2 protein-coding genes are annotated in these 20,038 nt (G+C 49.4%); both read right to left on the minus strand.

The window, feature by feature from the left end; genetic code table 11:
- Window positions 1–11 precede the first annotated feature (11 nt).
- Window positions 12–18,041 (minus strand): mucin-binding protein, encoded by an 18,030-nt coding sequence (locus tag ACJ28U_RS08700; RefSeq protein ID WP_407618991.1) that lies wholly within the window; start codon window positions 18,039–18,041, stop codon window positions 12–14.
- Window positions 18,042–18,340: 299 nt separating this feature from the next.
- Entirely contained in the window at window positions 18,341–20,029 is a 1,689-nt protein-coding gene (locus tag ACJ28U_RS08705) for a DAK2 domain-containing protein (RefSeq protein ID WP_099087514.1), read from the minus strand.
- Window positions 20,030–20,038 lie beyond the last annotated feature (9 nt).

Here is a 20,038-nt window from a genome sequence, read left to right on the forward strand (position 1 = left end):
GCTTATCTTAACTAGCGATCTTCATGATGCTTCGTCGTCTCATCTGATTCATCCTTGCGCTTACGACGCTTGAACAAACCGAGGAACAAACCAAACAGCATGGCCAATCCAGTTGCTTTGGCTCCTTCTTGGTCATCCTGACCTGTATAAGGCAAAACACCTGAATGCTTGGTTGGCGTTTCATTTGCCACATCCGTCTGTCCAGTCGTTGTGGCCGATGATGCCGTGTAAGCTAATGATCCGCCACTCGTTGTCTGTTGACTGTCTGCGGTCACTTCAGCAGGCGGCAAAACTGCAACGCTATCTGGCACGACACCGTCACTAACCGGCACTTGATGATCAACAACAACCGCTGAATCAACTGGCGCTGGTGTCGCAACATCTGGCGTTACCTCGTCAGTCACAATCTGAACATACGTAATCGGCGTATCTTGGGTTGGGTCTGCAACCGCAGGCGGCCAATAACCCTGACGCGGATCATTTGGATCTACCGGTTGTAATGGCTTGCCATCCGGACCAACTGGTACATAGCCTGGCACGTGTGGCAAAACCGGACTACCGGGTTCACCTGGTGTGAGAATACCACTTGGATCATTTGGATTCGTGACATAGTCAACCGGTACGCCTCCCGGCACCTGTGGTACATATGCGCCAACCGCGTGATAACGAACCGTCTCGACCCAGTCACCTTGACCAGCTTGAACCGTTGCTGATGCAACCGTTGGGCGATCAACAATGTAACCCGCTAGATGCGGTGACGTAATGGCCGCCATCTCTGCTGACTGACTCGATTGCCAAGGACCATATGTGACTTGGCCGGTCACCAGGTCAACCGTTGCCGTTCGTGTAAACGTAACAATTTGCGTTTGTGCTTCTGCAACAGTCTGCCCAGCATCATTCAAGTAACGTACGATTCGCTCAACTTCGTCAGTCAAGCTAGCCTTATCCGTACCCGCCGGCCACTTTGGTCCAGTTGGGTTGTTCGGATCAATTGGCGTTCCTGGTACACCTGGGTGATTTGGATCAGCCGTTACTGTACCATGAGCTAGCGTTACCACAAAGGTTTGGTTATGGGCTGAATCGGCATCAAACGTCATACCGCCTACTGGATAACCATCCCGTACAAGGACATAACCTTGCGCAAGATAACCCGCAATTTGATCAGCGGTCGTATAAGTTGACTTACTGTAACTATCACCGGTCAATTGTTCAACGTGAAGCACCTGCTTCGTGTTTTGATCGATGAAGTTAACCGTTGCACGCTGCTGGTCAACACGATAAACAATCGTTGTATCAGTCGTCGGATCAGTTGGCACAGCTGGTGGCCAGTAACCCTGGCTTGGATCCTTTGGGTCAACCGGCTGTAGTGGCGTCCCATCTGGGCCTTGTGGCGTAAAGCCTGGTACATATGGAATGACTGGATAACCTGGTGAATTTGGATCAGCCGTCTTCGTTGGGTCATCCGGATCATTTGGATACGTCACATCAGCCGGTGTCTTAACCCCCGGTACCTGTGGCACACTCGGTACCCAAGAACCAAGTTGACGATAAACAACTTGCTGGATGTCATCTGCACTGGTTTCATCCATACCAGCTACTTCTTCAACCACCAATCGGTCAGCGATGTAGCCTGGAATAACTGGCGAGGTCTTGGCATCGAACTTATTATCGTTGTTCACTGCCTGCCAATCAGAGTAAACAATCGCACTTGACGTTGCAGCACGAGCCAAACGTGCTTGCGGTTGGGCGCTCTGTTGGGCAGCAATAACGTTAATTGTCACAGTACGGATAAAGACAACCTGATCAGTGACCGTCTTAGCCGCCGTTGAACCATCCTTCTCATAGATATAAGTGATGGTTTGGTTGACTTCTTCACGCAAATCTGCCGCCGTTACCCCATCCGGCCAAACCGGCGGTTGTGGCCAAGTTGGAGAATCCGGATCATCCGGATCAACCGGTGTACCTGGCTCACCAAGTGGATCTGGGAACGTTGGTGAATCTGGATTGTTTGGATCAATCAAATCACCTGGTTGGTAAATTGGCTCACCTGGTACCTTTGGATCATCTGGCGTAACCGTGATTGTCGCACCTTCAAAATGAACTTCAAAAGCTTGATCAATCGATTCATCACGATCAAACGTAAAGTGACTTGGGTACCCATTGCTTACCAACATCATACCAGCCAACTTGTAAACCATAATGCGGTTGTAAGGTGAGTACGAGCTCGTTTCCGCTGAACCACCCGTAATCGTATCAACAGCCAAAACGCGACCAGTTTCATCATCGATATACGTAATCGTCGCCGTTTGCTTATTGGCCGTGTACGTAATCGTCGTATCTTCAGTTGGTGTCTCACTTGGCGCTGGTGGCCAGTAACCGGCACTTGGGTTGTCTGGATCCACTGGTTGCAACGGACCGTCCGGACCTTGCGGCGTAAAGCCTGGTACATACGGCATCGTTGGATTATCAGGTGTTCCCGGTGTGGCTGGATTATCCTCGCCCGGTGTATCCGTCGTCGTTGGATCATCAGGGTTATTTGGATAATCAATTGGCGTGCTTGGCACGTCCGTTACACCACTTGGGAATGATGGTACGTACTGACCAATTGGTGAGTACACAACCTTTTCTGACATATCCGCTGACGTTGCCGTCAAATCACTCAAAGCAGCGACCGTTTGGCGATCAGCCACATAACCAGCAATTACTGGCGAATCAACGGCATCCATTGATGTGACGGTCGTTGGCACCCATGCACTATACGTATATGCTCCGGTCACCGTATCAAGGGTCGCCGTACGCGTAAAGTGAATGGTTTCCTTAACCGCAGTCGCCATTGTCTTGCCAGCTTGGTCCACATACGTAATCGTACGCGTCACTGACTCATTCAAATCAGTTGACTTCAAACCGTCCGGATACTTTGTTCCATCAGGGTTATCCGGATTAATTGGCGTGCCTGGCGTCTTTGGATCGTCTGGATTAATCGTTTGTGAACCGTGCGTCAAGGTTACCGTATAGGCTTGCGTGACTGTCGTATCACGGTCAAACGTAAAGTTCGTTGGGTAGCCATCTGATACCAACTCATAACCACTCACCAGGTAAGCCGCCAATCGGTTGGCCGTTGTGTAGGCATGCGATTCATCCGATCCACCCTTAATGTGATCAACACCTAATATCTCATTTGTCACCATATCAATATACGTAATCGTGGCCGCTTGTTCATCCGCAGTGTATGTGATTGTCGTATCAGTCGTTGGGTCACTTGGCAAAGTTGGTGGCCAGTAACCTGAACTTGGGTTTGCTGGATCAACTGGTTGCAATGGACCATCTGGGCCTTGTGGCGTAAAGCCTGGCACGTACGGCAAGGTTGGGTTTGCTGGGTCACCTGGCTCATTTTCATTTTCCGGTCCAGGTGTCAGAGGCTCCGTTGGATCATCTGGATCGTTTGGATACGTCATCGGATCACTTGGTACATCGGTCGTGCCCGCTGGGAACGACGGTACCCATTGTCCCATCTTGTTGTACACAACATTAATGGTCGTGTCCGCATCCTTAGCGACAATCCCGGTCACTTCAGCAATCGTTTGCTTATCTGCTACATACCCACTTATCACTGGTGACGTCACCGCGTCAAAGGTTGTATCACCTTTGCTTGCAATCCAATCACCGTACGTCACCGTTCCAGTTACCGCATCGACGGTCGCAGTACGACTGAACGTTACCGTGTCTGTCACCTCATCCGCCGCTGTTGTACCGTCCGCATATGTGTACGTGATGGTTTGGGTCACAGACTCATTCAAATCAGCTGTTTCCACACCCACTGGGTACGTTGGCGTCGGTGTATCACCAGGGTTAACCGGATAAGTTGGGCTCGTTGGATCATCCGGATCAACTGGACCACCCGGCGTGAAGATTGGTGAACTTGGCGTCTTTGGGTCATTTGGATCAACTGTAATCACTGCGTGTTCCAAAATCACTTCGTACGCTTGGTCGTAATTATCTTCACGATCGAAGGCAAAGTTAGCACCTGGATAACCATCTGAAACTAAGACATAACCAGCCGCCTCGTAGGCCGCAATCTTGTCAGCCGTTGTGTACGTTGACGTCTCATCAGAGTGTCCCGTGATGGTATCCATCGCCAATTGCTTGCCAGTTGTCTTATCAATATACGTAATCGTCGCTTGCTGATCATTCGCAACATACGTAATCGTCGTATCTTGGGTCGGATCAGTCGGCGTTGCTGGTGGTACGTAACCCTTACTTGGGTCACTTGGATCAACTGGTTGCAATGGGCCATCTGGTCCTTGTGGCGTAAAGCCTGGCACATCCGGAATGACCGGATAATTTGGTGCCGTTGGATCAGCTGGTTGCGTTGGGTCATCTGGGTCATTTGGATACGTCATCGGCTCCGTTGGTACATCAGGCGTACCAGCTGGATATGATGGTACCCATTGTCCCATCGCCGTGTAAGTCACAACTGGGTCAGTGTCAGCATCAGTTGCCTGAATGCCAGTCACTTCAGCGACCGTTTGCTTATCCGCAACATAGCCAGTAATCACTGGCGAAGCAACCGCATCAAACGTGGTATCACTATTTGCTGCAATCCACTCACCATACGTTACCGCACCCGTGACCGGATCAAGCGTCGCCGTACGGCTAAACGTAACCGTGTCGGTCTTCGGATCACTTGCCTCTTGGCCGTCGGCGTATACATACGTGATGGTTTGCGTGACTGATTCATTCAAATCAGTTTCAGTCAAACCAGCTGGGTACGTTGGCGTCGCTGGCCAAGTTGGACCACTTGGGTTATCCGGATCAATTGGGTCACCTGGATTACCTGGTTCCTCTGGGTACGTTGGGCTATCTGGGTCACTTGGATCGACCGGATCGCCTGGGTTGTAAATCGGCTGACTCGGCGTCTTCGGATCACTTGGCGTAATCGTAATCGTCGCGTGCTTCAAGTGCACTTCATACGCTTGCGTCTTGCTGTCATCACGGTCAAACGTGAAGTCAGTTGGATAACCATCAGAAACAAGCGTGTAACCTTGCGCCAAGTATGCTTGAATACGCTCAGCCGTGGTATACGTTGACGTTGCATCAGAAACACCCGTGATTGTATCGACTGCCAAATTCGTCTTCGTCGTGTCATCGATAAACGTAATCGTGGCCGTTTGCTCATTGGCAACATAATTAATCGTCGTGTCTTCACCAGGGTTGTCCGTCGGCGTTGCCGGTGGCACATAGCCCTTGCTTGGATCAGTCGGATCAACTGGTTGCAATGGGCCATCCGGTCCTGCTGGCGTAAAGCCTGGCACGTATGGGATGACTGGATAATCTGGCGCACCCGGTTCAAGCGGTTGCGTTGGATCATCCGGATCGTTTGGATACGTGATCGAATCCGTTGGTACACTTGGTGTATTCGCTGGGAACGATGGTACCCATTGTCCCATTTGCTTATACGTGACCTTAACGTTTTCATCCCCACTATCAGCTGTCAAACCTGTCGTTTCATCAACTTGGGTCAAATCTGCATAATAGCCAGTAATCACCGGCGATTCAACCGCATCAAAGGTGGTATCACCATTCGTCGCAATCCAATCACCATAGGTCACAGTTCCCGTCACCACGTCATACTCGGCAGTACGTGTGAACTGGACGTTATCCGTCACCGTCTTTGCAGCTTCACTTCCATCCTCGTAAACATACGTAATCGTCCGATCAACCGTCTCATTCAAATCAGTCGTCTTCAAACCATCAGGATACGTTGGTGTCGCTGGCCAAGTTGGGCCACTTGGATTATTTGGATCGATTGGCTCGCCTGGCGTACCTGGTTCAGCAGGATATGTTGGACCATCTGGATCATCCGGATCAACTGGGTCACCTGGCGTGTAAACCGGTGAACTTGGCGTCTTCGGATCATCTGGATCAACCGTAATCGTCGCGTGCTTCAAATGAACTTCGAAGGCTTGCGTCGTATCATCATCCGTGTCGAACACGAAGTCAGCTGGCCAACCATCATTCACGAGACTGTAACCTTGCGCTTGCAAAGCTGCAATCCGATCAGTCGTCGTGTATGTCGTCGTGCCATCAGATTGGCCGGTAATGTCATCCATGACAATCGTTTGTTGCGTATTGTCATCAATATACGTAATTGTTGCATGTTGCTCGTTCGCAACGTAACGCACTTCAATCGACGTATCTTCATCCATTGCCACAACGCCGGTCGCTTCCGCAACTGACGCGCGGTTTGCCGTGTATCCAGCAATCGTTGGTGATGTCACCTCATCAAAAGTGGTATCACTATCAGCCGCAATCCACTCACCATACGTAATCTCGCCACTAACCGTATCAAGCATCGCCGTACGCGTAAACGTCAACGTTTCCGTTGCTGTTTTCGCAGCTTCTGAACCATCACGATCGTAAACATAAGTCACTTCACGCGTCACCGTTTGATTCAAATCATCATGCTCCAAACCGGCTGGATAAGTCGGCGTGGCTGGCCAAGTTGGGCCACTTGGATTATATGGATCAATTGGTTCACCCGGCGTACCAGGTTGGTCAGGATACGTTGGGCTTGATGGATCACTTGGGTCCACCGGCTCACCCGGCGTAAAGATTGGTGAACTTGGCGTCTTTGGATCATCTGGCGTAATCGTTTGCGTAATGCGCTCAAGTTGCACAATGTACGCTTGATCAGTTGCCGTATCGCGGTCGAACGTGAAGTCCGTTCCCGGATAACCATCGGCCACCAAACGGTAACCTTGTTGCTCATACATCGCAATGCGTTGGGCCGTGGTGTAAGAACTTGTTTCATCAGAATGGCCAGCAATCGAATCAACCGACAAATCCGTATTAGTCGTCACATCGTGGTACGTAATCGTTGCCTTTTGTTCATCCGCAACATAAGTCACAACCGTATCACCACCCGGGTTATCGGTTGGTGTTGCAGGTGGCCAATAACCACCTTCTGGCGAACCTGGCGTTACTGGCTCAAGTGGCGTACCATCTGGGCCTTGTGGCGTAAAGCCAGGCACATATGGCATCGTTGGATTATCCGGTGTGCCTGGTACATTCGAATTCGTGTCACCTGGTTCAAGGGGTGTATCAGCATGAGCTGGGTCATTTGGATACGTCGTTGGATCAGATGGCACGTTTTCCGTACCGGCCGGGAATGATGGTACCCATTGTCCCATTGGCTTGTAGACCACTTGCACGGTTTCATCCGCCGTCGTTGCCGTCAAGCCAGTCGTTTCAGCAACCACTTCCTTATCAGCATAGTAACCAGTCTTAACTGGTGAGGTCACCGCGTCGAACGTTGTGTCATTACCAGTTGCAACCCACTCACCGTACGTAACTTCACCCGTTACCGCATCGACTGTCGCCGTGCGTGTGAAGCTAACTTTGTCCGTTGCATCATCAAAGACCGTATTACCTGCCTCATCGACATACGTAATCGTACGATTGACCGTCTCATTCAAGTCGGTCGTCGTCACACCGGCTGGGTACGTTGGTACCGCCGGCCAAGTTGGACCACTTGGATTATCCGGATCAATTGGTTCACCAGGCGTACCTGGTTCCGCTGGATACGTTGGACTATCTGGGTCACTTGGATCAACTGGGTCGCCCGGTGTGTAAATTGGCGTCGATGGGTTCTTTGGATCATCTGGCGTCACCGTAATCGCAGCGTGCTTCAAGTGAACCTCGAACGTTTCAACGTTGCCATCGACACGGTCAAACGCAAAGTCGGCTGGATATTCATCGCTGACCAACGTGTAACCTTGCGCGTAGTAAGTAGCCAAACGATCCGCCGTCGTATACGTCGCCTTCTCATCTGAGACACCATCGATATCATCAGTTGCCAATGTCGTGCCGGCCGTATCATCAATAAAGACTATTCGCGCGGTTTGTTCATTAGCCGTATAGGTAATATCTTGGCTCTGCTTAGGATCATCCGGGATAACCGGTGGCCAGTAACCAGCACTTGGGTTGCTTGGGTTAACCGGCTCCAACGGCTCACCATCAGGACCTTGTGGCGTAAAGCCAGGCACGTATGGCAAGGTTGGGTTATCCGTCGTCCCAGGATCGGCCGGATTATCCGGACCAGGATCCGCTGGATTCGTTGGATCATCTGGGTTGTTTGGATAGTTGATTGGGTCGCTTGGGACATCTTCAGTTCCCGGTGGGAAATGTGGTACCCATTGACCAACCGCTGTGTACGTCACAACAACCGATGTTGACTCAGTTGCACCGGTAACATCTACAAATTCAACCGACGCCTTGTCTGCCATGTAGCCGACAATCATTGGTGAATCAACTTGTTGCCAATCGACATCATCGCCGACTGCCGTCCACTCGCCATATGTGACCTCACCCGTCACGGCGTTAACCGTAGCAGTCCGTTCGAAGACGACATTGTCCGTCACTGTTGTCGCAGCTTCAGAACCATCTTCGTAAACATACGTCACTGTCCGTGTGACCGTCTTGTTCAAATCTGTCGTTGTTACCCCAGCTGGATACGTTGGCGTCGCTGGCCACGTGGGACCACTTGGGTTGTTTGGATCAATCGGATCACCTGGCGTACCAGGTTCGGCAGGATACGTTGGGCTTGATGGATCACTTGGGTCCACCGGATCGCCCTGCGTAAAGATTGGGTCACTAGGATTCTTTGGATCATCAGGCGTCACAACCACCGTTGCTTGCTTTAACGTTACCGTGAAATCTTGTGACTTAGCCGTATCACTGTCGAACGTAAAGTCAGTTGGATAGTCGTCCGATACCAGTACATATCCCATCGCCTCATATTGCTTAATGCGGTCGGCAGTTACATACGTGCCCGGCTCATCTGACTTACCCGCCAATGAATCAACCACTAGCGTTTCACCAGTTGTCTGATCAACATACGTTACCGAACCAACTTGATCAGCTGGTACATAAGTAATCACCGTATCATCTCCCGGATTAGTTGGGTTTGGTGGCAAGTAGCCTGACGATGGGTTGCTTGGATCAGCCGGTGTTAACGGCTCACCATCTGGCCCTTCTGGCGTGTAACCTGGCACGTAAGGTAACGTTGGGTTCTCTGGCGTACCTGGTTCGCTTGGATTCTCAGCCGGATCCGTTGGCACCGTTGGATCACTTGGATTATTTGGATAATCAATTGGATCCGTCGGTGCACTTGGCGTCGTGGCTGGGAACGATGGTACCCATTGCCCCAACTTCTTGTACGTCACGGTCTCAGTCACATCACCATCCTCGGCTGCAACCGTCACCGCGGTACTGTATGCCTTATCAGCATAGTAACCCTCAACAACTGGTGACTTGTAGGTATCCAGCAAATCATCATCGTTAACCGCTACCCAATCTGAGTACGTCACCTCACCCGTCACTGTGTCCAACGTTGCCGTGCGCGTAAAGTGCACCGCATCCGTATGTGGGTCGTGAGCAACCGTCGTACCATCTTCGTAAACATAGTTGACCGTCAAGTTGACCGTTTGGTTCAAATCTTCAGCCGTCAATCCTGCTGGGTATGTTGGTGTCTCCGGCCAAGTTGGGCCACTTGGGTTTGCCGGATCAATCGGCTCACCTGGTGTACCTGGTTCGGCTGGATACGTTGGGCTTGATGGATCACTCGGGTCCACCGGCTCACCCGGCGTAAAGATTGGGTCACTTGGCGTGCGTGGGTCATCTGGTGTAATCACCAAAACCGTGCGCTTCAAATGTACCTCGAACTTTTGTTCCGTTGCGTCATCACGATCGAATTGGAACTCATCCTCTGGGAAGTCATTTGAAACCAATGTGTATCCTTGCGCTTCGTAAGACTTGATGCGGTCAGCCGTTGTGTACGTCGAGGTGTCACTCGATTCACCAGCAATCGTATCAACTGCCAATTCAAGGCCCGTGTCATCGTCAATATACGTAATCCGAGCTGCTTGATCATTGGCCACATAGTGAATAACCGTGTCATCCCCCGGCTTGTCCGTCGGTGTCTCTGGTGGCCAGTAACCCGCACTTGGATTATCTGGATCAACCGGCGTCAACGGCGTGCCGTCTGGGCCTTCTGGTGTATAACCAGGCACATATGGCAAGGTTGGGTTAGCCGGTGTACCTGGATCGTTTGGATTATTCTCACCCGGCTCCAACGGTTTAGTTGGGTCACTTGGGTTGTTTGGATAATCAATTGGATCACTTGGTACATTCTCATCATCGGCTGATGGTGGGAATGATGGCACCCATTGTCCAAGTTTGGTATACGTGATTGCAACCGTTGTATCATCGGCCATCGCGTCAACATCCGCCTCTTCATCGACAGTTAATTGACTCGCCACATATCCAGAAATCAACGGCGAATCAACCTTATCAAGGGTTGAATCAGTTGTCTGCCAATCGCCATACGTCACTGCACCAGTCACCGCATTAACTGTCGCCGTACGGCTGTACGTCAACGTTTCAGTAACTGTCTTAGAAGCCTCTGACCCGTCGCTTGCATATGTGTACGTAATCGTACGCGTGACTGTCTGGTTCAAATCATCCTTAGTGACACCACTTGGGTACGTTGGTGTTGCTGGCCATGTCGGACCACTTGGATTATCAGGATCAACCGGCGTGCCTGGGTCACCTGGTGTGTCAGGTACCGTTGGGCCATCTGGTTGGTCTGGATAAACTGGGTCACCCGGCGTGTATGGGCTTTCCGGATATGTTGGGCTGCTTGGATCACTCGGATCAACCGGGTCACCTGGCGTAAAGATATCCGTTCCCGGGTTCTTTGGATCATCCGGTTCAACCGTAATCGTAACTTGCTTCAAGTGCACTGTGAATGGTTGGTCCTCATCATCAACACGGTCATAAACCACACCATCCGTTGGATAATCATCACTCACAAGGACATATCCGGCACGTTCGTACGTCGCAATGTCAGTTGCTGTACGATAGGCATCCGTTTCGTCAGACTTACCTGTCAAATCGACAACCTTCAGTGTGTCACCCGTCGTATCGTCGATAAATGTCACAGTCGCCTTTTGCTCATTAGCCGTGTAGGTAATCGTCGTGTCCCCACCCGGATTATCGGTTGGCGTTTCCGGTGGCCAGTAACCCGCACTTGGGTTATTTGGATCGACCGGATCCAACGGTGTACCATCTGGTCCTTGTGGCGTAAAGCCTGGTACGTATGGCAAGGTTGGATTATCCGTGTCACCTGGCGTATCCGGCGTGCCTTGACCTGGTTCCAAAGGATTGCCAGGGTTATCTGGGTCATTTGGATACGTAATCGGATCACTTGGCACGTTTTCAGTCCCCTCTGGGAATACCGGTACGTACTGTCCCATTGGGTAGTACGTCACCATGTAACTACGATCGAAATCACCTGGTGTAATCGTTACCGCCAAAATATCTGAGATATCAGCGTAGTAACCTGCCTTCACTGGACTCGGCGTCTCTGGCCAGTCATCATCACCAGCCGTCACAACCCAGTCCGTCGTTGAAATTTGCTCACCCGTTACCGCATCTAGTGTAATTGACCGTTCAAACGTCACTGTACGTGTAACATCTGGGAAGACTTCATCCCCATTAGCATACTGATAACTAATAACGCCATTAACAGTTTGCTTAACGCCATCAATATCCGTCCCTTGTGGCCAAGTTGGCGTTCCAGGTACATCTGGATACATTGGCATCCCTGGGTCACCAGGGGTATCTGGCGTAACTACAACGGTGCCATGATCCAAGTAGACCTTCGCAAATTGGGTCACATTATCCGCGTTATCGTACGTTCCTTCAGTTGCTGTTGCATCTTGATTAACTAAGACGTAACCGCGCGCAGCATAATCTGACAAAGTATTCGTGTAAGCCGCGTTCGTCGTACCAGTTAACGTTTGTTGAAGTTCAGTGACTTCGACTTCAGTGCCTGTTGAAATATCGACGTAAACCACCACCAGTGTTTGGGGATGAGCCACATAATAAATCGGCGTATCGGCCGCTGCGTTATCCGGCACAGCTGGTGGGTAGTAGCCCTTTGTCACATCGTTTGGATCAATTTGCTCCAATGGGATGCTACTACCGTCAGTCGTTGGTGTATACCCTGGGATATACGGCACCGGCACTTCAACATAGCTTGGGTCATCACGCGTCCAAACCTTGGATGCGTCATTTGGGTCATTCGGATAGACACGCGTCTTCAATTGCTCATCTTCTGGCAAATCAGGGACGTGTGGAATCCAAGAACCTAGCTTCGTATAGGTTACTGTTTCTTCACGGTTTGCGTCGTTGTAATCAACCGCACCACCCGCAACTGAACCCTCACTAGCAAAGTAACCATCAATCACTGGCGTCTGCACATCATCAAAGTTTTGTGACTCAGCTGGCCACTCAATTGAAACCACTGTCCCAGTGACGGCATCATAGGTTACTGAAGCCGTAAACGTCTTTTTCTGAACGCTATCCGGCTTAGCTGTTGCATTATCAGCTTCATAAACGTAGTGAACTGTCGACGTAACCGTTGACGTGTAACTGTCATAATTTGGATCATCTTCACGACCGCCATCCACAACCACGGTCCCGTGGTCCAGGTGAACCAAATAAATTTGGGTAGCCGTGTCATCACGGTCATAAGTTCCGGCAGTTGCTCCCGCTTCAGCGCTAACAAATGTGTAACCAAGTGAGGCATAGTCAGCAAGCGTATTGGTGTACGTTTGATCGGTCTCGCCTGAGAAAGTTTGACGTAGTTCCGTGACTTCCTGCTTCGTTGTGTTATCGATATAGCGAACAATCACTTGTTGCGTATTGCGTGTGTAATTAATCGTTGTATCTCCAGTTGGATCTGTCGGTGCTGGTGGAATATAGCCAGCTGATGGATTTTCTGGATCAACCGGCTTCAATGGCGTACCATCTGGTCCTTCCGGCGTATAACCCGGTACATATGGAATCACCGGATCATCCGGTTCAGCAGGATCGTGTGGCGTTTCATTATCCGTCGGATTGTTTGGATCATTTGGATATTGAATCGGGTCACTTGGTACATTTTCGGTATTCGGCGGGAAGCTTGGCGTCCAACTTCCCATCGGCTTGTATGTCACCGTATACGTCGTGTCCGTGTCATTGTGGTCAATTTGATCCGCATCAACTTGCGTTACATCAGCAACATACCCAGTAATGACCGGACTCTTAACTTCCTCAAACGTAGCCGCATCATTTGGCCATTCAACCGAAACTGGCACATTTGAGTCAACTTTATAGGTCACTGTTGCGGTGAACGTATGCCGCATAATGCGATCTGGCACGGGATCCCCGTTTGCATCGACCATCTGGTTGCCAGCCTGGTCGACGTAATGAATCGTGCGTGTCACCGTCTTCGTATAGTCGCTTTGGTTTGGATCATCGTCCTTACCGCCCGGTACCGATTCCGTTCCGATTGCCAAAATAACGTTGTAGACTTGATCAGAATCATCATCATCATCAAACTTACCGCTCTCAGCGCCCGCATCCTTAGATACCAGCACATAAGATTGGTCCGGATTATTCTCATAATCCCACAATTCGTGGGTATAGTCCGCGTTCGATTTACCAGTGAACGATTCTGTCTTAACCGTCGTACGGGTACCGTCGTCAGCAACATAAATATAGTTAACCGTGATCGTTTGTTCATTCGCATGATAAACAATGGTTGTATCAGCTGTTGGATCTGTTGGCACATCTGGTGGCAAATAACCACTGCTTGGGTCATTGGGATTAACTGGTGTCAACGGTCCGTTTGGTCCTTCTGGTGTATAACCTGGCACATACGGTACAACCGGCACCGATGGATTGGTACGATCAGGTTGCGTTGGATCGTTAGGATCATTGGGATACGTAATATCTGCTGGTGGATTATCTGGTGTCGTATCCGGGAAGCTTGGCGTCCAAGCGCCTAATGCCTTATACATAACAATTGCTGCAACTCCAGCAGATGTATAAGTAACCGTCGCTGCTCCAGCTTCCAATTTATCGGCGATGTAACCTTGAATGACTGGTGATTCCACATCGTCGAATGTATAGCTATCTGCATCCCATGAGTCATTCAGTTCCTCACCTGTGACCGCATCATAAGTAATGGTAGCCGTAAAAGTTGTCGTCCTAACATTAGCTGCGGCAGCTGTTGTGCCGTCTTCATAGCGATAACGAACCGTCGACCTTACTGTCCACGTTGCATTACCGTCCTTACCACCTTCCACACTAATTGTGTCGTGCTTTAAATAAACGTAGTAAGTTTGGTCAGTATTAGTATCATTGTCAAAGGTTCCAGCTGTAGCTCCGGCATCTTGGGCCACAATGACATAACCACTTGCTGCAGCCGCTCGAAGGGCGTTGGTATAACTCTTACCTGTATCCCCGGCTACCGTTTGGCCCCAATCTGTTAATTCAGTCCCATCAGCAGCGGTCCATCCTTCGGCTTTCTCTGAATCATTAACATCGATATAACGAACAGTCACAGTTTGCGTATCAGCAACCAATGTAATCGTCATCGTTTGCAAACTGCTATCAGTGGCACTCAAATTATTATTCGTTGTGTCATACGTACCGGAAACCGTCGTGCCAGATAGTGTCATTGCCGGTGTTCCAGTCGTTGTCGTCTTGCTGGTGTCAATATGGTATCCAGCTGGAATGCTGCTTGCAACGTCTTGTGACAACGCCCCGCCTGTCGTACCAGTAAAATTGATATTGGCTGGTGCTGTCGTCCCGTCGGCCATGACAAACTTGATTTGCGCCTGTTGGCTACCAATAGCGTAGTACAAAACAATCGCATCGGCTGATGAATCAGTAATCGCCCCATTCGAAACACTCGTACTTGCCGTCGCATTGTACTTCGTGTTCGCATTTTCAAAAGGCATGGCATACGTACCATCTGTTTTTTGTACAGATTGTAGCGACCCACCATTATAGGTATAACCAATATAAGTATATCCCGGCACCTTTGTATTAATTTTCGACCAGTCGTTAGTTGTACTTGCTGATCGAGCAACACCAATTACAGCACCCGTCACACCTTGCAACGCCGAATCTTTTTGACCAGACGTCTTATTGGCATAGTTTGACACACCATCCGTATTCGTCCGCAAGGTATCAACCAACTTGTACGTCCCGTCCGATTGCTTTTCAGCCGTTTTTAGGCCAACCGTCGCCATTTGTGGCGCGGCCACATAATAAAAGTTAACGCCTGAAACACCATACTTACCAACGATGGTAAAACTATTTTGTTTGTCACCATATCCACCATTCTTAAAGCCAGTGAAACTACCGCCGTCAATCGAACCGTTGCGGTCTTCATCCAACCAATCTGGTGTTGAAACCAACGTGTTAGCGTTACCAAACGCATCCTTAGCAGAAAATGTTAGCGTTCCAGTCGTTGTCTTATAAATATCTCCCGTAATCTTAGCAAACGTATAGCCAGCCGTAGTTGGTGCTGATGTTGCGGCCACAATCGTCGTTGCGCCAGTCGTCGTATTCGTTTGGAGATAAAACGTCAGTGGTGACGTCGGAATCGTATAGTGTTTAACCGGATTGGTTGCTGCGCCACCACTGGTCCCTGTATCAAATCGAATCGTATTTGAGCCAGTATCCCAAATAATTGACGTTTGCCCAATTTCGTTGCCATTGGCATCAACCACTGGCCAAGCAATCGTGACCGTATAACCACCGCTACTATTGATGTACTTATCGACGACCGCTCCAACTGGCACCTTGCTTAAATCAAAACCATAAGCTCGAATCAACGCCAAGTTAAACGGGTTGTTTGGATCAAGCACAGTGCGATACATATTAGAAGCCGTTTTAACCATCTGATCATAATTGTTGGTCATAAACTTTCCACGAACCGTCTGCTTTGTAGTGGTGCCTGTACCGCTTGTTGAAGATGACAGCTGACCTGATGCATAGGTCAATGACGGTACCAACTGATATCCGGCCAAAACATCGGATGTAATAATATATTCATCAGGGAATGAACCACCCGCACCACCAGTCAACGTATTAGTTTTGGCATCCCCAGAAGCGCCTGCACTCTCATTGACTGGAATACGAATGTCCGTCTTAGTGTACGTTCCATCCCCGTTATCAATGGCATAGTAGTAATTCGCATCAGCCAATGTTGCCTTACTCGTGATTCCTTGCATTGTCCAAGACTGCAGCGTAGTACCTGTACTCGTGTAATAATTACCAACGTAATAATCACCATACCCCGATGAAAATCGATTGGTGACTGTCGTTCCGTTCAGAGTGATTGTTTGCCCATTATTTAAATATGTTCGGTTTTGAATCCCAGCCGAGTTGATTTCCGCAATCATCAACGTTTCACCCGGCTTAGTTGTCGCACCCCATGGATCGGATGTCCGGTTTTCACGCGTCAAGAAAATGACATACTGCTTCTTGTCACTAGCACTCAAGAAATATTGCACCGGATAGTACGTCCGTAACAAGTTAGCGTCATTTCGAATAATCGCCGGCAAATCCGTGTTACTGGTATCTAAGACTTGGTCACCAGTTGGAGGTGTTTGTCCCATATCAGTACGACGCCATGCAGCAGAGGCAACTACCCAATCCAAACCATTCATTTCGGCCCAAATACGAATATCATCATGATCAACCGAATCGAACGTTGTACTTGCCTCCGTTGTATCTGGCCAATAGACAATAATTGTGCCATCATCGTTTGTGACTTCGGTTGCAGGCATCAAATTGAACGCATCCTTGTTAAACATGTCAAATGTTGCTTGCTGCGCCTCAGTTAAGCCCGTCGTGGTGTCTTTCGTTTGTTCACCAGCTTGCAGGAATGAAATCACCATTCTGTTACGCACAGCATAGGCTTTCAGCGCATCCATATCAATGCTGTTCAAATTATAAACGGCTGGTAAATTAATCCACAAATACTTGTCGGCATACGTGACTGTGACCGTACTACTTAGGCCATAATCCGCGCCTGTAAAGCTTTCCTTATTAGGCACAGTAATCGGCGTGTCAATTGACACGGTCACACCCGCTGGCGCTGTAGTTGTTGTGAGTGGTTCATCACTTAAAACAGTTGCCGTTGGGGCGTTCGTTTCCCCTAATACGGTCGCATTTGGATCACTGGCCGTCTCAGATGACGCTGTGGCAATTGACGTAGCCTCTGAAGACGCTTCACTAACTACCTGCCCTGCATCGGTCGAAGAAGCATCGCTATCGGTCGATGCTACTGGGGCTGTTTCACGCGTTGTATCCGTCGCTTCAGTCGTAACGTCGACGCTGGTTGTTTCATCTTGCTCCCCTGTTGCTTCATCAGTCACATCACCCGTTGTCGCTTCAGTCGGCGCCGCAGTATTTTCATCTTGGTCTGAAACTGTTTCAGTTGGTAGTACCTCATCAGGTTGCGCCGCATCCGAATCTGACACAGAATCGAGTGTTGTTTCTGCGTCTTCGGCTGGTTGATTCTCGTCATTAATTACTGATGTCGTCGCTGTACTAGGCGTTGACGTTGTTGGTTCCGGCACATCTGAAACTGTCGATGAGTTAATCGTAGTTTCAGTGTCGGCAAGCGATTCAGCTTCTGCAACTGGCTCTTCTGCAACTGGCTCCTCTGCAACCACCGTCGTCGGCGTCACTGTCGTTGAAACTGTCTCTGTTGGCATCTCAACCACATTGTCAGTTGACGATTCAACTGCTGCTGTCTCCTCGACAGGTACAACAACCGGGTCAGCCGGCGTTTCTGCCACGGCAGTCGCCTCTTCACCCTCAGTTGGGTTTGACGTCGTACCACTATCGTTAACCATCGTTGGGTCACTTGGATTAGTTGGCACTGGTTGGCCCGTTTCATCATCTAGTCCATCACCGTCAACATCTCGATTATCTGAATCAGTGTCTTGACTGTCATCTTCGCCTGTTTTCGTTGATGTTGGATCAATATCCGTTGTCGTTGGCTCTTCGGCGGCCATAGCCTGGCCCGTTGTACCAGCGCCTAAGCCCATCGCCACAATCAAAGAGGTTGTGCCATACCGCAACCATTGCTTATTCTTCTTCTTTTTATACGTTGTATTTTCTATCGCCATAGACTTTGTCCTCACTTCCAGTCTACTTCTCTGTGTTTCCCCGTTACGTACAACCAAAATGCATACTTTGGCCATCCTCTGCATTGTATCGATAAAATGCACCCAATCCACGGCAACGTTACGATTAATCCCCCAACATTTTCCGACGAACTTTTTGTGCTTTTGCTTAAATTTTAACCATTTACTCATTTTTATGCCCGAATAAGCCCTTATTTTGGAATAGGTGTGATTTTTGCGCAAAAAAACGCCAACACATTCGAACTATCGAACGTGTTGGCGTTTTTCATATTTACATTAAATTATTCAACTGACATCAAGATTGGGTATAGTGGTTGGCCACCATCGTGGATTTCAAATTCCAAATCCTCATCAAGTGCTAAACCAGCTTCTTCAAGCTTGTTGGCGTCATCTTCGCTCGCTTCTTGACCGTAATAAACCGTCACAAGCTCTGAGTCATCGTCAATCATCTTGCCCAATAAGTCAACCGCAGCTTGGTGGATATCAGCATCTGGTACTGCCACGACGATTTCACCATCGAACAAGCCAATCGCATCACCAGCATGAATCTCTAAGCCATTCAGCGTCGTGTCACGAACTGACGTCGTCACGGCACCAGACTTAACATCACCCAAAGCTGCTGTCATCGCTTCAGCGTTGTCGTCAAGTGTTCCTTCTGGGTTGTAGCCCAAAACCAAAGCCGTCAAACCTTGTTGAATCGTACGCGTACGAACAACCTTAACTGGCACGTCTGCGATTTCAACTGCTTGATCTGCTGCCATAAAGATATTGCTATCGTTTGGCAAAATCAACGCTTCCTTCGCACCACTATCCTTAACCGCATTAACCAAGTCTTGCGTTGAAGGCGCTTGCTCAGAATCAATCACAACCGTCGCTCCTGAAGAAGCAAACAATTCCTTAATTCCTGCACCAGCCGCCGTTGTGATAACTGCCAAATCTACAGCAGGCTTTTCAGCCGCCACTGCAGCATCAGCTTCACGTTGGGCTTCAGCTGCGGCAGCCGCCTCAGCTTGTTGGTCACGCATGTTATCAACCTTAACCTTGCGCAATGAACCGAAGTGCGTTCCCCAGTTAATTACTTCACCAGGGTCTTCAGTGTGCACGTGCACCTTAACAACTTCGTCATCGTTGATAACCAACAATGAGTCACCCATTTCAGCTAGGTGTTGGTAGAACGTATCATAATCAAATTCTTGATCATATGTCGTCCCCTTAGCGATATCCACCATGATTTCCGTGCAGTAACCATAAGTGATATCTTCAGGGTTCAAATCGCCTTGTACACCAGCATTGTGCAAAGCCATTACCATGGCATCCAAAGCCGCATTATCAATTTCAGTCGTCACTTCTTCACCAGACAAAACTGTATAGAAGGCTTCCAAAACAATCACAAGACCTTGTCCACCTGAATCAACAACACCCACTTCTTTCAAAACGGGCAATAAGTCAGGTGTTGACGCCAAAGCCTTTTCTGCCGCATCCAGTGTTGCCTTCATCACAACAACTGCATCGTCAGACTCCTTAGCCGTCCGATTAGCGGCCGCAGCGGCTTCACGGATGACAGTTAGGATCGTTCCTTCAGTTGGCTTCATAACGGCCTTATACGCCGTCTCAGCACCGCCCATCAAGGCGTCAGCCAAATCACGGGCTGTCAAAGTTTCCTTATCAGCAATCTTTCCCGCAAAACCGCGGAAGATTTGAGACAAGATAACACCTGAGTTACCACGGGCACCCATCAACAAGCCCTTTGACGTTGCTTGCGCCAAAGCACCCAAGTGGGTATCCGTTTCGTTACGTTCGTACTCGGCACCACTGGCCATTGACAACGTCATGTTGGTTCCCGTATCACCATCAGGCACAGGGAACACATTTAATTTATTAATCTTTTCCGCGTTATTCTTCAGCGCATCGGCTGCCGCGTTGATCATCTTACCAAACTCGACGTTGGTAATCGTCGTTACAACTTCCACAGTTCTCAA

The sequence above is a fragment of the Weissella sp. MSCH1 genome (genome assembly GCF_045799135.1).
In the GTDB taxonomy this organism is placed as follows: Bacteria; Bacillota; Bacilli; order Lactobacillales; family Lactobacillaceae; genus Weissella.

Excerpts from the sequence above, each read along its gene's own strand:
- ACJ28U_RS08700 (WP_407618991.1), bottom strand. The coding sequence starts at position 18,041 with ATGGCGATAGAAAATACAACGTATAAAAAGAAGAAGAATAAGCAATGG.